Below are 18,270 nucleotides of genomic sequence, written 5' to 3' on the forward strand. Positions count from 1 at the left end.
GTACGACGGCCCCGGCCGCGCCTCGCAAGGTGCGCGGCCGGGGTCGTTCGTTTTCCGCTTCCACGCCCCTGACCTGCTGATTCCCGTGGAGGGCAGCGGAGTGTGACGGAAGTCATGCAGCGGAAGAGGAGATTCCGTTCTGCTCAGGTGTCCACCGGTCGAGAAATGCCGTCGTACGGACCTTGCTGAATGGGTGGCCAGGAAGCGTGGGAGGGGTGATCATGAGAAGTCCAGAGCGCACTTCCCATGAGGAGGCACGGGTGGCCGAGACTCTGAAGAAGGGCAGCCGGGTAACCGGCGCCGCGCGCGACAAGCTCGCGGCAGACCTGAAGAAGAAGTACGACTCCGGTGCGAGTATCCGGGCACTGGCCGAAGAGACCGGCCGGTCCTACGGATTCGTCCATCGGATGCTCAGTGAGTCCGGGGTGTCGCTGCGTGGTCGCGGAGGCGCGACGCGCGGCAAGAAGGCGGCTACGGCCTGACCCCGGGCCCAGCGGTTCCAACGCTCCAACAGCTTCAAGGTCCATCATGATCCGACGGTTCCTTCGGTGACCCCCGGTCGGCCCTCCGGTCGGCTGGGTGGTTACTGTGCAGTCACTTAGGCCGAGCTTGCGGCCGACTGCACACCGGAGGCATGAGAGATGGCTCTGCTCGACAAGGACGGCGTACGACTCACCGTCGACGACACGGTCGCCACGGTGACACTGACCAATCCGGCCAAGCGAAATGCCCAATCCCCCGCGCTCTGGCGGGCTTTGGCCGAGGCCGGGAGGTTGTTGCCGGGCACCGTCCGGATCGTCGTGCTGCGCGGTGAGGGCAAGTCCTTCTCCGCAGGGCTCGACCGGCAGGCGTTCACCCCCGAAGGTTTCGAGGGCGAGCCGTCCTTCCTCGATCTGGCACGCGGTTCGGACGAACTGCTCGACTCCACGATCGCCGAGTACCAGGAGGCATTCACCTGGTGGAGGCGTCACGACATCATCTCCGTCGCCGCCGTGCAGGGGCACGCGATCGGCGCCGGCTTCCAGCTCGCGCTCGCGTGCGACCTGCGCGTGGTCGCGGACGACGTGCAGTTCGCCATGCGCGAGACCAGCCTGGGCCTGGTCCCCGACCTGGCCGGTACCCAGCCCCTGACCTCCCTGGTCGGCTACGCCCGCGCGCTGGAGATCTGCGCGACGGGCCGCTTCGTGCACGCCGAGGAGGCGGAGCGGGTCGGCCTCGCCAACCTCGTCGTCCCCGCGGACGAGCTCGACGCCGCCGTCCAGGACCTCACCACGGCCCTGCTGGCACCGCCGCGGGACGCCGTCATCGAGACGAAGACGCTGCTGCGCTCCGCCCAGGCCCGCCCCTACGACGACCAGCGCGCCGCCGAGCGCGCGGCCCAGGCCCGCCGCCTGCGGGACCTGGCCGGTCTCTCCGACTGAGGGGCGCCGAAACGCCGGAACCCCGGGCGAAGTCGGCCAGCCGACCGGCGTAGTCCCGGGGCGCCCGCGCCGCGCGGCGCCTACCGTGGAGCGGAGTGAGTCCGTCACCCACGCGAAGGGAATCGCGATGACCGAATCCGCAGCAGGGGGCTCCGGCAAGGAGCCCGGCGACCGGGGACGTACGAGCATCGCCGACGGAGTGGTCGAGAAGATCGCCGGGCTGGCCGCCCGCGAGGTCGTGGGCGTGCACGCCATGGGCAGCGGCAGCGGCCTCTCCCGTACCTTCGGCGCCGTCCGCGACCGGGTGCCCGGCGGGCAGAAGGCCGGCGTCAGCCGCGGGGTCAAGGCGGAGGTCGGCGAGGTCCAGACGGCCCTCGACCTGGAGATCGTCGTGGACTACGGCGTGTCGATCCGCGCCGTGGCGCGGGCGGTCCGGGAGAACGTCATCTCGGCGGTCGAGCGGATGACCGGCCTGGAGGTCGTCGAGGTCAACATCGCGGTGAGCGACGTCAAGCTGCCCGATGAGCCCGACGAGGAGCCGGAATCCCGTCTCCAGTGACCGAGAGGACCCCGCATGAGCATGGCGATCGCCGGAATGTTCGCCGGCATGGCCCTCGCGTTCGCCGGCTACTTCGGCGGCTTCGGGGCCTTCCTGCTGGTGGCCGCCCTCGGCACCATCGGCTTCGTCGCCGGGCGGTTCCTCGACGGTGACCTGGAACCAGGTGACCTGTTCCGCCGCCGTGACGACCGGCGCGGGTGAGGCGCCGATGAGCAGCCCACCGCGCTCCGCCCCGCCCCGGGCGGACGCCGCCGAGCGCGGAGCCACCCGTATCGCCGACCGGGTCGTCGCGAAGATCGCCGCCCAGGCCGCCCGGGAGGCGCTCGCCACGCTCCCGGGCACGCCCCCGCACGCCGCCGTCACCGTGCATCACGACATCGCCCGGGTCCGGGTCAGCCTGGAGCTGGACTACCCCTCCGATCTGGCCGCCCAGTGCGCGGCCGTACGCCGGCAGGTCGCGCTGCGGATCGAGGAATGCGCGTCCATGTCCGTACCCGAGGTGGACATCGACATCGAGCACCTGCACTCCACCCGGACCCGGACCGCCACCGGGCGGGACCGGCGGCTGCGGTGACGGCCCACGGCTCCGGCCCCGGCCGGGTCCACCGCTTCCGCTCCGCCCGGCGGGTGCCCGCCGCGCTGACCGCCCTGGTCGTGCTCGGGGCGGCGGTCCTGTTCCTGTACGACCTGGCCGCCGTACGGGCCGGCCGGCCCGGGATGAGCTGGCGCCGCGACCTGACCGACCGGCTGGCGACGCACACCCCCGCGGACCTGGGGGTGCAGCTGATCGCAGGGGCCCTGGTGCTGGCCGGGGCGATCCTCCTGCTGCTGGCGCTCGCCCCCGGGTTGCGCGCGATCCTGCCGATGCGGCCCCCGGACCGGCGGGCGGGGGTCCGGGCCGGGCTCGGCCGCAAGGACGCCGCGCAGATCCTGCGGGACCGGGCCATGGAGGTGTCCGGAGTACGGTCGGTCCGGGTCAAGGTGGGCCGGTCCCACGTCAAGGTGCGGGCCACCTCGCACTTCCGCGAGCTGGACGACGTACGGGCCGACCTCGACGCGGTGATCGCCGTCGGCATCGAGGAACTGGGCCTGGCGCACCCGCCGCAGCCGCGCGTACGGGTCAGGAGGTGAACGGATGCTCGCAACGGTGAACCGGATCCTGCTGGCCGTGGCCGGAGCGGTCCTGCTGGCGGCCGGGATCGTGGTGCTGTCGGGCTCGTGGCCGCTGCACGGCCGCCACGCGCCACTGCTGAGCGAGGAGATCAGGAACCGGTACGGGCACGCCGACGGCTGGTGGTGGTGGGCGGTGCTCGCCGCTCTCACGGTGTGCGTGCTGCTGGCGCTGTGGTGGCTGCTGTCCCAGCTCAGACGGCCGCGACTGCGGGCGGTGGTCGTGGACACCGGGGACGGGGCGTACGCCATGCTGCGCGGGCGCGCGATCGAGGAGGCGGTGGCCGCGGAAGCCGGAGCCCTGGACGGGGTCGCCGGCTGTCGGGTCGCCCTGCGCGGGCGGCGCGGGTCGCCGGCGCTGCGGGTCGCCCTGGAACTGGAACCCCACGCGGTCCCCGCCGACGCCCTGGCCGCCGTGGCCGGCCCGGTCCTGGATCACGCCCGGACCTCGGTGGGCCTCCCGGAACTGCCCGCGGAGGCCCGCCTCAAGGTCACGTCCCACCGGGCCCAGCGCGTCACCTAGTGCTGTGACCGGAAAGGTTCACCGGGTCACGACGCCCGGCACGGCACCTCGCCGCGTTGTCGGACCGCGCAAGTACGTCCAGTACGAGCCGCGGCCCTCCGCCTTGCGATGCACCACACCGGACGCCGCAACCCGGCAAACCTTCCCGGCCACAGCACTAGGCGGCGGCCCCGGGCCGGGGCGGGTCGGCGTGCGGAATCCGGTCCCGGAAGCGCCGTCCGGCGTCCGGCTCCCCGGCCGGCAGCAGTTCGAGCGTCCGCCGGACGTCCTCGCTCAGCGGCTCCCAGCCGTCCGGCCCGGGCACCGGGCTCAGCGGGCCATGATCAGGCTCATGGCCTCGTTGCGGGTGGCCGGGTCGCGGAGCTGACCGCGGACCGCCGAGGTGATGGTCTTCGCGCCGGGCTTGCGCACGCCGCGCATGGTCATGCACATGTGCTCGCACTCGATGACCACGATGACTCCGCGCGGGTCCAGGATCTCCATCAGGGAGTCCGCGATCTGCGTGGTCAGCCGCTCCTGCACCTGCGGACGGCGGGCGAACACGTCCACGAGGCGGGCCAGCTTCGACAGGCCGGTGATCTTGCCGTCCGTGGAGGGTATGTAGCCGACGTGGGCCACGCCGTGGAACGGGACCAGATGGTGCTCACAGCTCGACATCACCTCGATGTCCTTCACCAGGACCATCTCGTCGTGGCCCAGATCGAACGTCGTGGTCAGGACCTCTTCCGGCTTCTGGTACAGGCCGGCGAATATCTCCCGGTACGACCGCGCCACGCGCGCCGGGGTCTCCAGCAGGCCTTCGCGGTCCGGGTCCTCGCCGACCGCGATCAGGAGCTCACGGACCGCCGCCTCGGCGCGCTTCTCGTCGAACACGCCGATCGTGCCCTCGTCACCGGTCAGGGTCACTGGGTCGGTCATCTCATCCTCGTTCCTGTCCGCACACGCGGTCGTACAAATGGGCCGCGCCCCCCAGGCTAGAACCTGGGGGGCGCGGCTTCCATTCCGGGTGGGTCCGGCCGCCGGTTACTCGGGGCGGTCCTCGGGAGCCACTTCGATGCCCTTCTCCGTGGAGACGGGCAGGGCGGCGGCCGACGTGCCGTTCGCCGAGTTCGTCAGCTGGAGCTCCTTGGGAGAGAGCACCGGCGGACGGGTGGAGGGGGTGCGGCGGGAGGAGCCGGTCCACGCGGGGCGGGCCGGACGCTTCACGATCGTCGAGAAGATCTCGGCGATCTGCTCCTTGTTCAGCGTCTCCTTCTCCAGCAGCGCGAGGACCAGGTTGTCGAGGACGTCACGGTTCTCGACAAGGATCTCCCAGGCCTCGTTGTGCGCGGTCTCGATGAGCTTCTTGACCTCTTCGTCGACCAGCGCCGCGACCTCTTCCGAGTAGTCCCGCGGGTGCGACATCTCGCGACCCAGGAACGGCTCGGTGTTGTCGCCGCCGAACTTGATCGCACCGAGACGCTCGGTCATGCCGTACTGCGTGACCATGGCCCGCGCCGTGGCGGTGGCCTTCTCGATGTCGTTCGCCGCGCCGGTGGTCGGGTCGTGGAAGACCAGCTCCTCCGCCGCGCGCCCGCCCAGCATGTACGCCAGCTGGTCGAGCATCTCGTTGCGCGTGGTCGAGTACTTGTCCTCGTCGGGCAGGACCATGGTGTAACCCAGGGCCCGGCCGCGGGACAGGATCGTGATCTTGTGGACCGGGTCGGAGTTCGGGGAGGCCGCCGCGACCAGGGCGTGTCCGCCCTCGTGGTACGCGGTGATCTTCTTTTCCCGGTCCGACATGATCCGGGTCCGCTTCTGCGGGCCCGCCACGACACGGTCGATCGCCTCGTCCAGCGCGTGGTTGTCGACCAGCTTCTTGTCCGAGCGGGCCGTGAGCAGCGCGGCCTCGTTCAGAACGTTGGAGAGATCGGCACCGGTGAAGCCGGGCGTGCGACGGGCGACTGCGCCCAAGTCGACGTCCGGGGCGACCGGCTTGCCCTTCTGGTGAACCTTGAGGATCTCCAGACGGCCCTGCATGTCCGGACGGTCGACCGCGATCTGCCGGTCGAAGCGGCCCGGGCGCAGCAGCGCCGGGTCGAGGATGTCCGGACGGTTCGTGGCGGCGATCAGGATGACGCCGCCCTTCACGTCGAAGCCGTCCATCTCGACCAGCAGCTGGTTGAGGGTCTGCTCGCGCTCGTCGTGACCGCCGCCGAGACCCGCACCGCGGTGCCGGCCGACTGCGTCGATCTCGTCGACGAAGACGATCGCCGGGGCGTTGGCCTTGGCCTGCTCGAACAGGTCGCGGACACGCGAGGCACCGACACCGACGAACATCTCGACGAAGTCGGATCCGGAGATCGAGTAGAAGGGGACACCGGCCTCACCCGCGACGGCACGCGCCAGCAGGGTCTTTCCGGTGCCGGGCGGGCCGTACAGCAGCACGCCCTTGGGGATCTTGGCGCCGACAGCCTGGAACTTCGCCGGCTCCTGCAGGAACTCCTTGATCTCGTGGAGTTCCTCGACGGCCTCGTCCGCGCCCGCGACATCGGCGAACGTCGTCTTCGGGGTGTCCTTGGTGATGAGCTTGGCCTTGGACTTCCCGAAGTTCATGACCCGGGAGCCGCCACCCTGCATCTGGTTCATCAGGAACAGGAAGACCAGGACGATGAGGACGAACGGCAGGAGCGAGAGCAGCACGCTCAGGAACGGGCTGGTCTTGTCCGGCGTGACGGAGTACCCGTCCGGGATCTGACCGGCGTCGTACTTGGTCTGGAGGCTCTGGGCGAGCTGGACGCCCTGATCCCCGATGTAGTTGGCCTGGAACTTGGTGCCGTCGTGCTTGCCGAGCTTCTCGCCTTGCTTGAGCTCGATCTTGATCATCTGGCTGTCGCCGGTGGTCAGCTTGGCTGTCTCCACCTGGCCAGTGTTGATCGCCTTGATGACCTCGCTGGTGTCCACCGACTTGTAGCCGCCGCCGGAGCCGACGACATTCATCAACACGACCACGGCGAGGACGGCCAGCACGATCCACATGACCGGCCCACGGAAGTATCGCTTCACGTCCATCCATACGGGACGCCAGGCGTCCCGTCCCTCCTGCCCGTAGGTAAATGCTGCTGTGAGTAAAGACTGTTCTTCGGAATGTACCCCTGAATTGTCACCCGCGGCCCTGTGGGACGGCTGACAGACCCGCCTTCCCCTGCTTCAACGGCGGGAATCGCCCCCAGGTTCCCCTCAGGCTCGGCGGGGTTCCCGGGGACGGCAGCGGAAGCGGGGGCGGGAGCGGGATCAGCCGCCGTAGACGTGCGGGGCGAGCGTGCCGACGAACGGCAGGTTGCGGTACTTCTCCGCGTAGTCCAGGCCGTAGCCCACGACGAACTCGTTGGGGATGTCGAAGCCGACCCACTTCACGTCGATCGCGACCTTCGCGGCCTCGGGCTTGCGCAGCAGCGTGACGACCTCCAGGGAGGCCGGCTGGCGGGAGCCCAGGTTCGACAGCAGCCAGGACAGCGTCAGGCCCGAGTCGATGATGTCCTCGACGATCAGGACGTGCTTGTCCTTGATGTCGGTGTCAAGGTCCTTGAGGATCCGCACCACACCGGAGGACTGGGTCCCGGCGCCGTACGAGGACACCGCCATCCAGTCCATGGTGAGCGGGGTGGACAAGGCACGCGCCAGGTCCGCCATCACCATCACGGCGCCCTTGAGCACACCGACGATGAGCAGGTCCTTGCCCGCGTACTCCGCGTCGATCTTCGCGGCCAGCTCGGCCAGCTTCGCGTCGATCTCTTCCTTGGTGATGAGCACCGACTGGAGGTCGTTGCCCATGTCCTTCTCGTCCACCCGCATCACTTTCGTTGTCGGCCGGGGCTCCGGGGGGCGACCCCGGAGGACTCAGCCGTGTTTCAGCACCAATCAGCCCTGCCGGATGACAAGTCTGCCACCCTGCCGCTGGGCCTCGACCCGGCCGGGCAGGTTGATGGCGCCCTGACCGCGCCATCCGGTGATGAGACGGTCGACTTCTTCGATGTGACGGGCGAAGAGAGAGCCCGCGGGAGACCCCGCCGCGACGACGGCCCTGCGCAGCACGCGGCGGCGGACGGCCGGGGGCAGGGCGTAGAGCTTGGCGCACTCCAGGCGGCCGGCCGCGTCGCGTACGCCCGTCTCCGCCTCGGCGGCCCAGGCGTCCAGGGCGTCGGCGTCGTCGCGGGAGAGCTGCGCGGTGCGGGCGAGCGCCTCGACGACTCCCTTGCCGAGCGCCTTCTCGAGGGCGGGCAGTCCCTCGTGGCGCAGCCGGGAGCGGGTGTAGGCGGGGTCGATGTTGTGCGGGTCGTCCCAGACGGGGAGGGACTGGACCATGCAGGCCTTGCGGGCGGTCTGCCGGTCGACCTGGAGGAAGGGGCGGCGGTAGCGGTTCGTACGGCCGGCGGTGCCGCCGGAGACCTCGGGCATGCCGGAGAGCGAGCGGATGCCGGAGCCGCGCGCCAGGCCCAGCAGGACGGTTTCGGCTTGATCGTCCCGGGTGTGGCCGAGCAGCACGGCAGCGGCGCCGAGGCGGTCCGCGGCCTCGTCCAGGGCCCCGTAGCGGGCGTCGCGGGCGGCGGCCTCGGGCCCACCGTCACGGCCGACGCGCACGGCGACGGACTCCACCGGGTCGAGGCGGAGTGCGGTCATGCGGGTGACGACCTCGGCGGCGCGCAGGTCGGATCCGGGCTGCAGTCCGTGATCGACGGTGATGCCGCCGGCCCGGAGGCCGAGCTTGGGGGCCTCGAAGGCGAGGGCGGAGGCGAGCGCCATGGAGTCGGCGCCGCCGGAGCAGGCGACGAGGACGAGCGGCAGGGCACCCCCTGCACGGCGGGGGGTGACGGGACTGCCCGGGTGGTCGGTGAGGTCGGTGAGGACGTCGTGGAGTACGCGGCGGACCGCCAGGCGTATCGCCGCGACCGCAGGATGGGGACCCATGTCCGGTGCCCTTCGATGGAGTTCGGATGCCTCGGAGGCGTTGGGGTGGTGTGCTGGGGTGCTGCTGCCCGGCTGCCCCCGCGGAACGGGAGGATGTCACTCAGAGTGCGTCGATGGTGACAGAGCCGAGCCGTTCCCCGAGCATCGCACGCCCTTCCACGGCCCACGGTCCCTCGGATGGGTGACGCTGCTTCCCCCAGTGAGACATGTTTACGCCCCGTGTGTCACTCCGCTTCGCTCGGTTCGCTCCCCTTGCGGTGCACGCGTGCCACCCAGTCGGCGGGGCTGGCGATCTCGGCTTTGGTCGGCAGCGTGTTCGGGGAGGTCCACACCCGGTTGAAGCCGTCCATGCCGACCTGGCCGACGACCGCGCGGACGAAGCGCTCGCCGTCGCGGTACTGGCGCAGCTTGGCGTCGAGGCCGAGCAGTTTGCGCAGGGCGGCGTCGAGGCGGCCCGCGCCGCTGGCCCTGCGCTGCTGGAACTTCTCGCGGATCTCGGCGACGGAGGGCACCACCTGGGGGCCGACCCCGTCCATGACGAAGTCGGCGTGACCTTCCAGCAGGGACATGACGGCGGTCAGCCGGCCCAGGATCTCGCGCTGCTCGGGGGTCTGTACGAGCTCCACGAGGGAGTGTCCCTCGTCACCGTGCTCGGCGTCGGGGCGGGCACCGACGAAGGACTGGGCGGCTTCGCGGATGCGTTCCAGGACGGTGGACGGGTCGATTTCGGTGGCGCCGAGAAACGTCTGGATTTCGCCTTCGAGGTGGTCGCGCAGCCACGGGACGGCCGTGAACTGTGTACGGTGCGTCTCCTCGTGCAGGCAGACCCAGAGCCGGAAGTCGTGGGGGTGCACCTCCAGCTCGCGCTCGACGTGCACGATGTTGGGCGCGACGAGCAGCAGCCGGCCGCCGCCGGCGGAGGCGGGCAGATCCCGGGTGACCGGCGCGAAGGTCTCGTACTGGCCCAGGACACGGGAGGCCAGGAAGCTCAGCAGCATGCCCACTTCGACGCCGGTGACCTTGCCGCCGACGGCTCCGAGGACGGCTCCGCCGGGGGCGCCCGCGCGCCGTTCCTGCATTTTGCCGAGGAGCGGCTGGAGCAGCTCGCGGAATCCGGCGACGTTGGCCCTGACCCAGCCCGCCCGGTCGACGACCAGGACGGGCGTGTCGGGGACGGCCGACCCCTCGGGGATCATCCGGGTGAACTCGCGCACGTGCCGTTCCGAGGTCCTGGCGTGCCGCCGCAGCTCCGCGACGACGGCCCGCGCCTCGTCCCGGGTGACCTCCGGGCCGGGTCGTACCAGCCGGGTCGCGGTCGCCACCGCGAGGTTCCAGTCGACCATCTCCGCACCACCGATGCTCGTCATGCGTCAACCGTACGTGGACCGGCCCGCATGCGGACCCCCTACGAAGCGGTCGCGACGGCCGCGGCCAGCTTATCGAGGGCCTTCTCGGCGCCCTCGGGGCCGGGGCTGTTCGCCGTGAGGAAGGCGAAGGCGAGGAGTCGGCCGGAGGAGTCGACGACCGTCCCGGAGAGGGAGTTCACCCCGGTCAGGGTGCCGGTCTTGGCTCGGAGCAGGCCGGCGGCCGGGGAGCTGCCCGAGTTGCGGGCCTTGAGCGTGCCGGTGAATCCCGCGACGGGCAGTCCGGTGAGGACCGGGCGCAGCTCGGGGCGCTGGGGGTCGGCGGCCTTGGTGAGGAGCCCGGTGAGCAGGCCGGCGCTGACCTTGTCGGCACGGTTCAGGCCGCTGCCGTCGGCGAAGCGGGAGCCGGCGGTGTCGACGCCGAGGGCGGTGAGCCGGTCGGTGACGGCCTTCTCGGCACCCTCGAAGCTCGCGGGCCGGCCGGAGGCGAGGGCGGTCTGCCGGGCGAGGGCCTCGGCGATGTCGTTGTCGCTGTTGGTCAGCATCCGCTCGACGAGCCCGGCGATGGGGGTGGAGAGGGTGACGGCCAGCGGCTGGACGCCGGCGGCGGCCTTGGCCCGGGCCGGCTCGCCGGTGACGTCGATGCCGCGTTCCGCCAGCAGGGTGCCGAAGGCCCGCGCGGCGTCCCCGGACGGGTCGTCGGTCCGGTCGACGGGACCGGAGGTGGAGTCGTCGGGACGGCCCTCGTCGGTCGTCAGGGCGGTCACCGGAGCGATGTTGGGGTTGACGCCGATCGGGTGGCGGGTGGGGCCGGTGTAGAGGCTGTCGTCGTATCCGAGGGTCACGGTGTCGGTGCCGGCGGCCTTGAGGGCCTGCGCGGTGTCGGCCGCGAGGGCGACGAGGCTGCCGCCGGATCCGGCGGGGCTCTTCTTCTTCGCGGTGAGCGAGGGGTCGCCGCCGCCGGCCAGGACGATCTGTCCGGGGGCGGCGCCGGGCGTGACGGTGGTCCTGATCCGGTGCTCGGGGCCGAGGGCGGCCAGCACGGCCGCGGCGGTGGCGATCTTGACGGTGGAGGCGGGAGTCATCGCGTCCCGGGCCCCGTACTCGTAGAGGACCTGCCCGGTGGCGGTGTCGACCACGGACGCGGTACGGACGGTGCCGAGCGCGGGATCGGCGAGCAGCGGCTTCAGCGCGGCGGTCAGGCCTCCGGCGGAGGCGGGCGCGGCGGGGGCGCTCTGCGCGCGCGGGGCGCCGGGGCCGATCGCGCCGAGCACCCCGGGGGCGCTGGGCGCGGCTTCGGGCAGGGCGCCGGAGCCGGGCCCTCCACCGTGATCTGCGCCACCCGTGCGGCCCCAGGAGGCGGCTCTGTCCCGCTCGGCCTTACGCTGGCCGGAGTCCCAAGGACCGGCCGCGGTCACCGCTGCCACCGACAGGGCGAGGCCGGCGACGGCCGACCCTGCGATGAGCTGCCAGGTCTTGACCAATGGCACCTCGGACCAGCCCCTTTCGCGATCACACATATGCGTGAGGGACACTTAACCACTGCGTCTTGCCGCGAGCATGGCACCCCACCCGGCAGGGCTGGGCCGGACGCGCACGCAGACGAATCGACGCAGTCCCGAAGCAATGCAGCTGATCATGGAGGAGCAGGACGTGGAGTTCGACGTCACCATCGAGATCCCCAAGGGTTCGCGGAACAAGTACGAGGTGGACCACGAGACCGGCCGGATCCGTCTGGACCGTCGCCTCTTCACCTCGACCAGCTACCCGGCCGACTACGGCTTCGTCGAGAACACCCTCGGCGAGGACGGCGACCCGCTGGACGCGCTGGTCATCCTTGACGAGCCGACCTTCCCGGGCTGCCTGATCAAGTGCCGCGCCATCGGCATGTTCCGCATGACGGACGAGGCGGGCGGCGACGACAAGCTGCTGTGCGTGCCGGCCTCGGACCCGCGTGTCGAGCACCTGCGCGACATCCACCACGTCTCCGAGTTCGACCGCCTGGAGATCCAGCACTTCTTCGAGGTCTACAAGGACCTGGAGCCGGGCAAGTCCGTCGAGGGCGCGAACTGGGTCGGCCGTACCGAGGCCGAGGCCGAGATCGAGGCCTCGTACAAGCGCCTGGAGGCGCAGGGCGGCCACCACTGAGCTCAGGCTCGGCGGCTTTGACGGGCCGGGGTGCTCCCCCGCGCCCCGTGTGACATGGCGGGCGGTATCCCTCTGGGATGCCGCCCGCTGTCGCGTCCGCGGGCCGGTGCGGCGGGCGCCACCGGGTAGGCGGGGGTGTGCGGCGGGTGCGCGGCGGGAGGAAACGATTCCGCATACTGGTGTCCCGGGTGATCACGGACTGGAGGACGCGTGGCGGAGGCCGACGGGGCAGAGGACAGGAAGCCCCAGTCCGACGAGGCGCACAGCGCCTTCACGCCGCCGCCCGGCATGGAGCCGGACGTTTTCGAGGAGGACCAGCCCACCTCCGAATTCGCCCGTCCGGCGGGCGCCGATCCGGTGGAGCCCGAGCCCGAGGGGTCGGCCTTCGCCGCCCCGGCCACCTACCGGGCCGCGCAGTCCCCGCCCGCCTACACCCCCGGCCAGGGCTTCCCCGTCGCGCAGATGAAGGAATCGCCCTGGCAGGACCGTATGCGCACGATGCTGCGCATGCCGGTCGACGTGCGTCCCGTACCGGAACTCGTGCAGCGCCACAGCGAGACCGGGCCCGCCGTGGGCCGCGTGCTCGACCTGACCCTGCGCATCGGCGAACTGCTGCTCGCGGGCGGTGAGGGTGCCGAGGACGTGGAGGCCGCGATGTTCGCGGTGGCCCGCTCGTACGGGCTGGACCGCTGCGAGCCGACCGTCACCTTCACCATGCTGTCGATCACCCACCACCCCTCGCTGGTGGGCGACCCGGTCTCGGCCAGCCGGACCGTGCGCCGCCGCGGCACGGACTACAACCGGCTCGCCGCCGTGTTCCGGCTCGTGGACGACATCAGCGCCCACGAGATCGACGTGTCGCTGGAGGAGGCCTACCGGCGCCTCGCCGAGATCCGCCGCAACCGGCACCCGTACCCGGGCTGGATGCTCACGGCCTCCGCCGGACTGCTCGCCGGAGCCGCCTCCACCCTGGTCGGCGGCGGGGTCCTCGTCTTCTTCGCCGCAGCGATCGGCGCCGTCCTCGGTGACCGCCTGGCCTGGCTGTGCGCCGGACGCGGGCTGCCCGAGTTCTACCAGTTCGTGGTCGCCGCGATGCCGCCGGCCGCCATCGGCGTCGCGCTCAACATGACGGGGATCGACGTCAAGGCATCCGCCGTGATCACCGGCGGGCTGTTCGCGCTGCTGCCGGGACGGGCCCTGGTCGCGGCCGTACAGGACGGCCTGACCGGCTACTACATCACCGCGTCGGCCCGGCTGCTGGAGGTCATGTACCTCTTCATCGGCATCATCATGGGCGTGCTGGTGGTGCTCTACCTGGGGCTGCAGCTCGACGCCTCGCCGCGGCCGGAGGAAGTCCTCCAGATCCAGCAGCGGCCGCTGATCCAGATCGCCGCCTCGATGGTGCTGGTGTTCACCTTCGCGATCCTGCTCCAGCAGGAACGCTCCACCGTGTGGATCGTGACGCTGAACGGAGCGGTCGCCTGGGTCACCTTCGGCGCCCTCCACTACGCGGGCGGCATCCCGCCCGTCCCGTCCACCGCCGTCGCGGCCGGCCTGGTCGGCCTCTTCGGGCAGCTCTTCTCCCGCTACCGCTTCGCCTCCGCCCTGCCGTACGTGACGGCCGCCATCGGCCCGCTGCTGCCCGGCTCGGCGACGTACTACGGGCTGCTGCTGATCGCCGAGAACCGGCTGAACGAGGGCCTGGGCTCGCTGGTGAACGCCGCGGCCATCGCGCTGGCCATCGCGATCGGGGTCAATCTCGGGTCGGAGGCCTCGCGGCTGTTCATGCGCATCCCGGGGGCCGCCAGCGCCGCCAAGCGCCGTGCGGCGAAGCGGACCCGCGGCTTCTGAGCGCCGGTGCGCCGCTACGGATGCCCGTACGCGGGCTCGTACGGGCACACGTACGCCCCGGGGCCTCTGCCGGGCCTCCGGGGCGGTACGGGTCGTACGGGGTGCTGCGGGCGGGTCTCAGCGCTTGGCGTGGCGGCCGCGCGCGCCCGGGGCCTGCGGGGCGGAGCCGTCGGCCACGGCCTCGGCCCCGGCCGCCTCGGCGCCGCCGTTCGCCTTGCTCTCCTTGCGGGCCTTGAGCACCTCGAAGATCACCGGGATGACCGACAGCAGGACGATGGCCACCAGGATCGACTCGACGTGCTCCTTGATGAAGGCGATCTGCCCGAGCCAGTAGCCGGCGAGCGTGACGCCCGCGCCCCAGCCGATGCCACCGATGACGTTGAAGGTCAGGAAGGTGCGGTACTTCATCGTTCCGGCGCCCGCGACCATCGGCGCGAAGGTTCGGATGATCGGCACGAAGCGGGCGAGCACGATGGCCTTCGGGCCGTGCTTGTCCATGAACTCGTGCGCCTTGTCCAGGTTCTCCCGCTTGAAGAGCTTGGATTTCGGCCGGTTGAAGAGCTTCGGGCCGAAGAACTTGCCGATCATGTATCCGACCTGGTCACCGATGATCGCGGCGGCCACGATCAGGGTGCAGACCAGCCACAGCGGCTGCTTGATGTACTGCCCGTCCGCGACCAGCAGGCCCGCCGTGAACAGCAGGGAGTCGCCGGGGAGGAACGCGAAGAGTCCCGATTCGGCGAAGACGATGACCAGGATGCCGATCAGACCGAAATGCGAGATCAGGTAGTCCGGGGACAGCCACTCTGGGCCGAGCGCAAGCGTATACACGGGTTCCGGGCTCTCCTGGAATCGGGGGGCGTGGTGCGGAGCGGGCGGTTTCAATTATCAACGCACACGACCCCCGCCCGGTTCCAGGGACCGGAGGGGGTCGCGCGGGTGATCATCCGGCTACGCCTTGCGCACCGCGTTCGCCAGGATCGCGTCCCGGACGTAGACGGCGAGGCCCGGCCGGACGGCCTCGTAGTACTCCGTGAACCGCTCGTCCGCGACGTACATCTCACCGAGGCAGGTGTGGACCTCGTACGTGCAGAAGTAGTAGCTGCCGTTGATCCAGTCCCGGTGCTCCTCGGCGAGGTCCATGGCCTCCTCCGACTCCGCGGGCGCCCCCAGGGCCAGCAGGTCCGCGAACCGCCGGTTGATGTCCTCGGCCCGCGCCTGGACCCGCTGCCAGTCCTCCTTGGTGTACGAGGCCGTCCGGCGCGCCGACTCCTGGTACGCGTCCGTTCCGCCCCAGCGGCGCTCCGCCTCCTCGGCGTGCTCGTCGGGATCGAAGTCCCCGAAGACCTCGAACTTCTCCTCGGGCGTGAGGTTGATGCCCATCTTCTTCGCCTCCATGGCGTGCTCGACAGCCTTGGCCATCTGCTGGAGCCGGTCGATCCGGTCGGTCAGCAGGGCATGCTGCCGGCGCAGATGCTCCCGCTGATCCGTCTCCGGGTCGTCCAGCAGGACCGCGACCTCGTCGAGGGGGAAGCCGAGCTCCCGGTAGAACAGGATCCGCTGCAGCCGGTCCAGGTCGGCGTCGTCGTAACGCCGGTGTCCCGCGTGGCTGCGGCCGCTCGGGGAGAGCAGCCCGATCTCGTCGTAGTGGTGCAGGGTGCGCACGGTGACTCCGGCGAAGCCGGCGACCTGGCCCACGGAGTAGCTCATGTTTTCCGCCTCTGGTCGGGTACGCCCTTCACTGTGGTCCCTCACGCGGCGTGAGGTGCAAGTCCGCCAGGCCCTGGCGCCCCGGGACTCCGACCCACTCCGACGACGGGGCCTGCGGGAGCTACTTGCCCAGGCCCTGGAACCTGGCCACCGCCAGCGGGAAGAAGACCCCCAGCAGCAGGACCGGCCAGCCGGCGGCGAGCAGCGCCGCGTGGTCACCGGCCCACGAGGTGCCGGCCGCGGCGGGGTTGCCGAACAGGTCGCGTACCGCGGTCGCCGTCGCCGACATCGGGTTCCATTCCACCACCCTCCCCAGCCAGCCCGGCATGGCCTCCGGTGTGGCGAAGGCGTTGGAGAGGAAGCCCACCGGCCACACGAGGATCTGCACCGCCTGCACCATTTCCGGGCGGCCCGCGACCATGCCGAGGAAGATGCCGATCCACAGCATCGCGAAGCGCAGCAGCAGGAGCAGCGCGAAGGCCGCCAGGGCGGCCGCGGGCGAGCCGTGCCAGCGCCAGCCCAGCAGGAGGCCGACGCCCGCGAGGACGGCCAGGCCCACCGCCGACTGGAGCATGTCCGCCGCGCTGCGGCCGACCAGGACCGCCGCCGAGGACATCGGCATGGCGCGGAACCGGTCGATCACCCCCTTGCCGAGGTCCTGGGTGACGGCGGTCATCGTCGCCTCCAGGCCGAAGGCCATGGTCAGCGCGAGCATCCCGGGCACCAGGAACTCCACGTACCCGCCGTCGATCCCGCGCCCGCCGCCGATGAGGAAGCCGAACATCAGCAGCATCATCACCGGGAAGACCAGTCCGACGACCATCTGGACCGGCCTGCGTCCCCAGTGCGCCAGCTCGCGCCGGGTCATCGTCCAGGAGTCCTGGACCACCCAGGGCACACCGCCGCCGACCGGCGTACGCGTACTCGTACTCATGCGGGCACCTCCGTGGCGTTCGTACGGTCGGTCAGGTGCAGGAAGACCTCGTCGAGCGTGGGGCGGCGGACCGCGAGGTCGAGCGCCTCGATGCCGGCCCCCTCCAGCGCGCGCAGGGTCAGGGCCAGCCCCGCCATCCGGTCCTCCACCGGGAAGCTCAGGGTCAGGGAGTCCGGGTCCACGGTCGGGTCCGGCAGCAGCCGCGCCGCCTGTGCGAGCCGCGCCGCGTCCCGCAGGACGACGACGATCCGGTCCGCCCCGACGCGGGACTTCAGCTCGTCGGCCGTGCCCTCGGCCGCCACCCGCCCCGCGTCGATCAGCGTGATGCGGTCGGCCAGCTGGTCGGCCTCCTCCAGGTACTGCGTGGTCAGCAGGACGGTGGTGCCGCCGCCCACCAGGGAGCGGACCGCGCTCCACACCTCGGTGCGGCCGCGCGGGTCGAGCCCGGTGGTCGGTTCGTCGAGGAAGAGCACCTCCGGCCCGGTGATCAGGGATGCCGCGAGGTCGAGCCGGCGCCGCATGCCGCCGCTGTACTGCTTCACCGGCTTGCGGCCGGTGTCCGCGAGGCCTAAGCGGTCCAGAAGTTCGTCGGCCCGCAGCCCGGCCCGCCGCGCGCCCAGGTGGTTGAGGCGGCCGAACATCTCCAGGTTCTGCCGTCCGGCCAGGTCCTCGTCGAGCGCCGTGTGCTGGCCGAGCAGCCCGATCCGGGCGCGGACGGCCGGCGCCTGGGTGCGTACGTCGTGGCCGGCGACCCTGACCACGCCCTCGTCGTACCGCAGCAGGGTGCTCATGACGCGCACCGCCGTGGTCTTTCCGGCTCCGTTGGGGCCGAGGACGGCGTGCACCGTCCCGGGCTTCACCTCCAAGTCGAGCCCCGCCAGCGCGGGCTTGCCGCCGTACCGCTTGTGGACACCTTCGATGAAGATCGCCAAAACCGCTCCTCCAGTAATCAAATTTGAGTAGCTAGGCGCACCCAAGGTACTGCCCGCCCCTTTGGCTAGTCAAACTTGATTACGCATCCTGGTGCGCGGCGTACGGATTCTCCTGGCGGTCCGCGAGGACCCCGACGAAGGGCTCGCCGCCCTCACCGGCGAAGGAGTACGCGCCCCCCTCGATCCGGGCCACCAGCCCGCCCGTCCACTCCGCCTCGGCATCCGCGGAGTGGACCCACATGTGCATGATCTCGCCGATGTGGCCCAGCGATTCCGGGCCACCCTCCGGCGTGTAGTAGTCCGTCACCGACGACCGCCAGAGCGCCAGCTTCGCCATCCGCTCCCGGAGCAGCGCGAGCACCTCCGCCCGCGGCAGATCGACCATGAAGCCGATCGCCGCCGACAGCACATCCGTCTTCTGGTCGTAGGCCGCGAGGGCCTCGCGCAACAGCCTGAAGTACTCCTCGCGGCCGGCGTCCGTCACCTCGTACTCGGTACGCGGCGGCCCGCCCGCGGCGCTCGGCGCCACCTCGTGCGCGTGCAGGACGCCCTGCTTCGCCATCTGCTTGAGCGCGTGGTAGATCGATCCGGGCTTGGTGTTCGACCACTCGTGGGCGCCCCAGTACTCCAGGTCATTGCGTACCTGGTAGCCGTGGGCCCGCCCGTGCTGGCGGACCGCACCGAGGACAAGAAGCCGGATCGCTGACATGG

The 18,270-nt window shown here is 71.2% G+C and carries 21 protein-coding genes; 9 read left to right on the plus strand and 12 right to left on the minus strand.

Annotated features, from left to right (window positions below):
- Positions 1–260: 260 nt before the first annotated feature.
- From ACWGIU_RS02510 to amaP, 7 genes are all read left to right on the plus strand, one after another.
- Positions 261–482 carry a helix-turn-helix domain-containing protein gene (locus tag ACWGIU_RS02510; protein ID WP_030010789.1) on the plus strand — a complete coding sequence of 74 codons (222 nt, stop codon included), beginning with the start codon at positions 261–263 and terminating at the stop codon, positions 480–482.
- Positions 483–641: 159 nt separating this feature from the next.
- Positions 642–1,421, plus strand: coding sequence for an enoyl-CoA hydratase/isomerase family protein (locus ACWGIU_RS02515; protein WP_453701829.1), 780 nt, complete (start codon positions 642–644; stop codon positions 1,419–1,421).
- A gap of 127 nt (positions 1,422–1,548) precedes the next feature.
- On the plus strand, positions 1,549–1,980 hold the full coding sequence (locus ACWGIU_RS02520; RefSeq protein ID WP_453701830.1) for an Asp23/Gls24 family envelope stress response protein: 432 nt from the start codon (positions 1,549–1,551) through the stop codon (positions 1,978–1,980).
- 15 nt (positions 1,981–1,995) lie between these two features.
- Positions 1,996–2,181 carry a hypothetical protein gene (locus tag ACWGIU_RS02525; protein ID WP_453701831.1) on the plus strand — a complete coding sequence of 62 codons (186 nt, stop codon included), beginning with the start codon at positions 1,996–1,998 and terminating at the stop codon, positions 2,179–2,181.
- A gap of 7 nt (positions 2,182–2,188) precedes the next feature.
- Positions 2,189–2,554, plus strand: coding sequence for a hypothetical protein (locus ACWGIU_RS02530; protein WP_453701832.1), 366 nt, complete (start codon positions 2,189–2,191; stop codon positions 2,552–2,554).
- Positions 2,551–3,111 carry a DUF6286 domain-containing protein gene (locus ACWGIU_RS02535; RefSeq protein ID WP_453701833.1) on the plus strand — a complete coding sequence of 187 codons (561 nt, stop codon included), beginning with the start codon at positions 2,551–2,553 and terminating at the stop codon, positions 3,109–3,111. The genes ACWGIU_RS02530 and ACWGIU_RS02535 overlap by 4 nt, the downstream gene beginning before the upstream one ends.
- Positions 3,112–3,115: 4 nt before the next feature.
- On the plus strand, positions 3,116–3,673 hold the full coding sequence (gene amaP, locus ACWGIU_RS02540; protein WP_453701834.1) for an alkaline shock response membrane anchor protein AmaP: 558 nt from the start codon (positions 3,116–3,118) through the stop codon (positions 3,671–3,673).
- Positions 3,674–3,830: 157 nt separating this feature from the next.
- Here amaP and ACWGIU_RS02545 read toward each other — a convergent pair whose 3' ends face one another.
- From ACWGIU_RS02545 to dacB, 7 genes are all read right to left on the minus strand, one after another.
- Positions 3,831–3,977 (minus strand): hypothetical protein, encoded by a 147-nt coding sequence (locus ACWGIU_RS02545; protein ID WP_453701835.1) that lies wholly within the window; start codon positions 3,975–3,977, stop codon positions 3,831–3,833.
- 5 nt (positions 3,978–3,982) lie between these two features.
- Positions 3,983–4,591, minus strand: coding sequence for a GTP cyclohydrolase I FolE (gene folE / locus ACWGIU_RS02550; protein WP_030756162.1), 609 nt, complete (start codon positions 4,589–4,591; stop codon positions 3,983–3,985).
- A 105-nt stretch (positions 4,592–4,696) separates the two neighbouring features.
- Complete coding sequence (ftsH, locus tag ACWGIU_RS02555) at positions 4,697–6,724, minus strand: ATP-dependent zinc metalloprotease FtsH (RefSeq protein WP_453701836.1); 2,028 nt, start codon at positions 6,722–6,724, stop codon at positions 4,697–4,699.
- Positions 6,725–6,946: 222 nt separating this feature from the next.
- A complete protein-coding gene (gene hpt, locus ACWGIU_RS02560; protein WP_030010907.1) occupies positions 6,947–7,507 on the minus strand; it encodes a hypoxanthine phosphoribosyltransferase in 561 nt (186 codons plus the stop codon).
- A gap of 66 nt (positions 7,508–7,573) precedes the next feature.
- Positions 7,574–8,620: a tRNA lysidine(34) synthetase TilS gene (gene tilS / locus ACWGIU_RS02565; RefSeq protein WP_453701837.1), complete on the minus strand. Its 1,047-nt coding sequence runs from the start codon at positions 8,618–8,620 to the stop codon at positions 7,574–7,576.
- A 224-nt stretch (positions 8,621–8,844) separates the two neighbouring features.
- On the minus strand, positions 8,845–9,987 hold the full coding sequence (locus tag ACWGIU_RS02570) for a zinc-dependent metalloprotease (protein ID WP_453701838.1): 1,143 nt from the start codon (positions 9,985–9,987) through the stop codon (positions 8,845–8,847).
- 38 nt (positions 9,988–10,025) lie between these two features.
- Positions 10,026–11,504 (minus strand): D-alanyl-D-alanine carboxypeptidase/D-alanyl-D-alanine endopeptidase, encoded by a 1,479-nt coding sequence (gene dacB, locus ACWGIU_RS02575; protein ID WP_453701839.1) that lies wholly within the window; start codon positions 11,502–11,504, stop codon positions 10,026–10,028.
- Between the two features lie 133 nt (positions 11,505–11,637).
- Between dacB and ACWGIU_RS02580 the strand changes: the two genes are divergently transcribed.
- Both ACWGIU_RS02580 and ACWGIU_RS02585 read left to right on the plus strand, forming a co-directional pair.
- Positions 11,638–12,132, plus strand: a complete 495-nt coding sequence (locus tag ACWGIU_RS02580; RefSeq protein ID WP_008742522.1) for an inorganic diphosphatase — start codon at positions 11,638–11,640, stop codon at positions 12,130–12,132.
- Between the two features lie 210 nt (positions 12,133–12,342).
- Positions 12,343–13,983 (plus strand): threonine/serine ThrE exporter family protein, encoded by a 1,641-nt coding sequence (locus ACWGIU_RS02585; RefSeq protein WP_453701840.1) that lies wholly within the window; start codon positions 12,343–12,345, stop codon positions 13,981–13,983.
- Positions 13,984–14,100: 117 nt separating this feature from the next.
- On the opposite strand, the gene ACWGIU_RS02590 is transcribed toward ACWGIU_RS02585, so the two are convergent.
- From ACWGIU_RS02590 to ACWGIU_RS02610, 5 genes are all read right to left on the minus strand, one after another.
- Entirely contained in the window at positions 14,101–14,814 is a 714-nt protein-coding gene (locus ACWGIU_RS02590) for a DedA family protein (RefSeq protein ID WP_453701841.1), read from the minus strand.
- A 120-nt stretch (positions 14,815–14,934) separates the two neighbouring features.
- Positions 14,935–15,693 (minus strand): MerR family transcriptional regulator, encoded by a 759-nt coding sequence (locus tag ACWGIU_RS02595; protein WP_453701842.1) that lies wholly within the window; start codon positions 15,691–15,693, stop codon positions 14,935–14,937.
- A gap of 121 nt (positions 15,694–15,814) precedes the next feature.
- The gene (locus ACWGIU_RS02600) at positions 15,815–16,627 is read right to left on the minus strand and encodes an ABC transporter permease (RefSeq protein WP_453701843.1); all 813 of its coding nucleotides are present in this window, start codon (positions 16,625–16,627) and stop codon (positions 15,815–15,817) included.
- Positions 16,624–17,559 carry an ATP-binding cassette domain-containing protein gene (locus ACWGIU_RS02605; RefSeq protein ID WP_453701844.1) on the minus strand — a complete coding sequence of 312 codons (936 nt, stop codon included), beginning with the start codon at positions 17,557–17,559 and terminating at the stop codon, positions 16,624–16,626. The genes ACWGIU_RS02600 and ACWGIU_RS02605 overlap by 4 nt, the downstream gene beginning before the upstream one ends.
- Positions 17,560–17,638: 79 nt before the next feature.
- Positions 17,639–18,268 carry a PadR family transcriptional regulator gene (locus ACWGIU_RS02610; protein ID WP_453701845.1) on the minus strand — a complete coding sequence of 210 codons (630 nt, stop codon included), beginning with the start codon at positions 18,266–18,268 and terminating at the stop codon, positions 17,639–17,641.
- Between the last annotated feature and the right edge of the window lie 2 nt (positions 18,269–18,270).

The sequence above is a fragment of the Streptomyces sp. NPDC054840 genome, assembly GCF_053611065.1.

Bases quoted from the DNA above. Each gene is read 5' to 3' on its own strand.
- folE (WP_030756162.1), bottom strand. From the start codon at position 4,591: ATGACCGACCCAGTGACCCTGACCGGTGACGAGGGCACGATCGGCGTG.
- ACWGIU_RS02530 (WP_453701832.1), top strand. From the start codon at position 2,189: ATGAGCAGCCCACCGCGCTCCGCCCCGCCCCGGGCGGACGCCGCCGAG.
- dacB (WP_453701839.1), bottom strand. From the start codon at position 11,504: ATGTGTGATCGCGAAAGGGGCTGGTCCGAGGTGCCATTGGTCAAGACC.
- tilS (WP_453701837.1), bottom strand. From the start codon at position 8,620: ATGGGTCCCCATCCTGCGGTCGCGGCGATACGCCTGGCGGTCCGCCGC.
- ACWGIU_RS02595 (WP_453701842.1), bottom strand. From the start codon at position 15,693: ATGAGCTACTCCGTGGGCCAGGTCGCCGGCTTCGCCGGAGTCACCGTG.
- ACWGIU_RS02515 (WP_453701829.1), top strand. From the start codon at position 642: ATGGCTCTGCTCGACAAGGACGGCGTACGACTCACCGTCGACGACACG.
- ftsH (WP_453701836.1), bottom strand. From the start codon at position 6,724: ATGGACGTGAAGCGATACTTCCGTGGGCCGGTCATGTGGATCGTGCTG.
- hpt (WP_030010907.1), bottom strand. From the start codon at position 7,507: ATGCGGGTGGACGAGAAGGACATGGGCAACGACCTCCAGTCGGTGCTC.
- ACWGIU_RS02525 (WP_453701831.1), top strand. From the start codon at position 1,996: ATGAGCATGGCGATCGCCGGAATGTTCGCCGGCATGGCCCTCGCGTTC.
- amaP (WP_453701834.1), top strand. From the start codon at position 3,116: ATGCTCGCAACGGTGAACCGGATCCTGCTGGCCGTGGCCGGAGCGGTC.
- ACWGIU_RS02520 (WP_453701830.1), top strand. From the start codon at position 1,549: ATGACCGAATCCGCAGCAGGGGGCTCCGGCAAGGAGCCCGGCGACCGG.
- ACWGIU_RS02570 (WP_453701838.1), bottom strand. From the start codon at position 9,987: ATGACGAGCATCGGTGGTGCGGAGATGGTCGACTGGAACCTCGCGGTG.
- ACWGIU_RS02600 (WP_453701843.1), bottom strand. From the start codon at position 16,627: ATGAGTACGAGTACGCGTACGCCGGTCGGCGGCGGTGTGCCCTGGGTG.
- ACWGIU_RS02610 (WP_453701845.1), bottom strand. From the start codon at position 18,268: ATGTCAGCGATCCGGCTTCTTGTCCTCGGTGCGGTCCGCCAGCACGGG.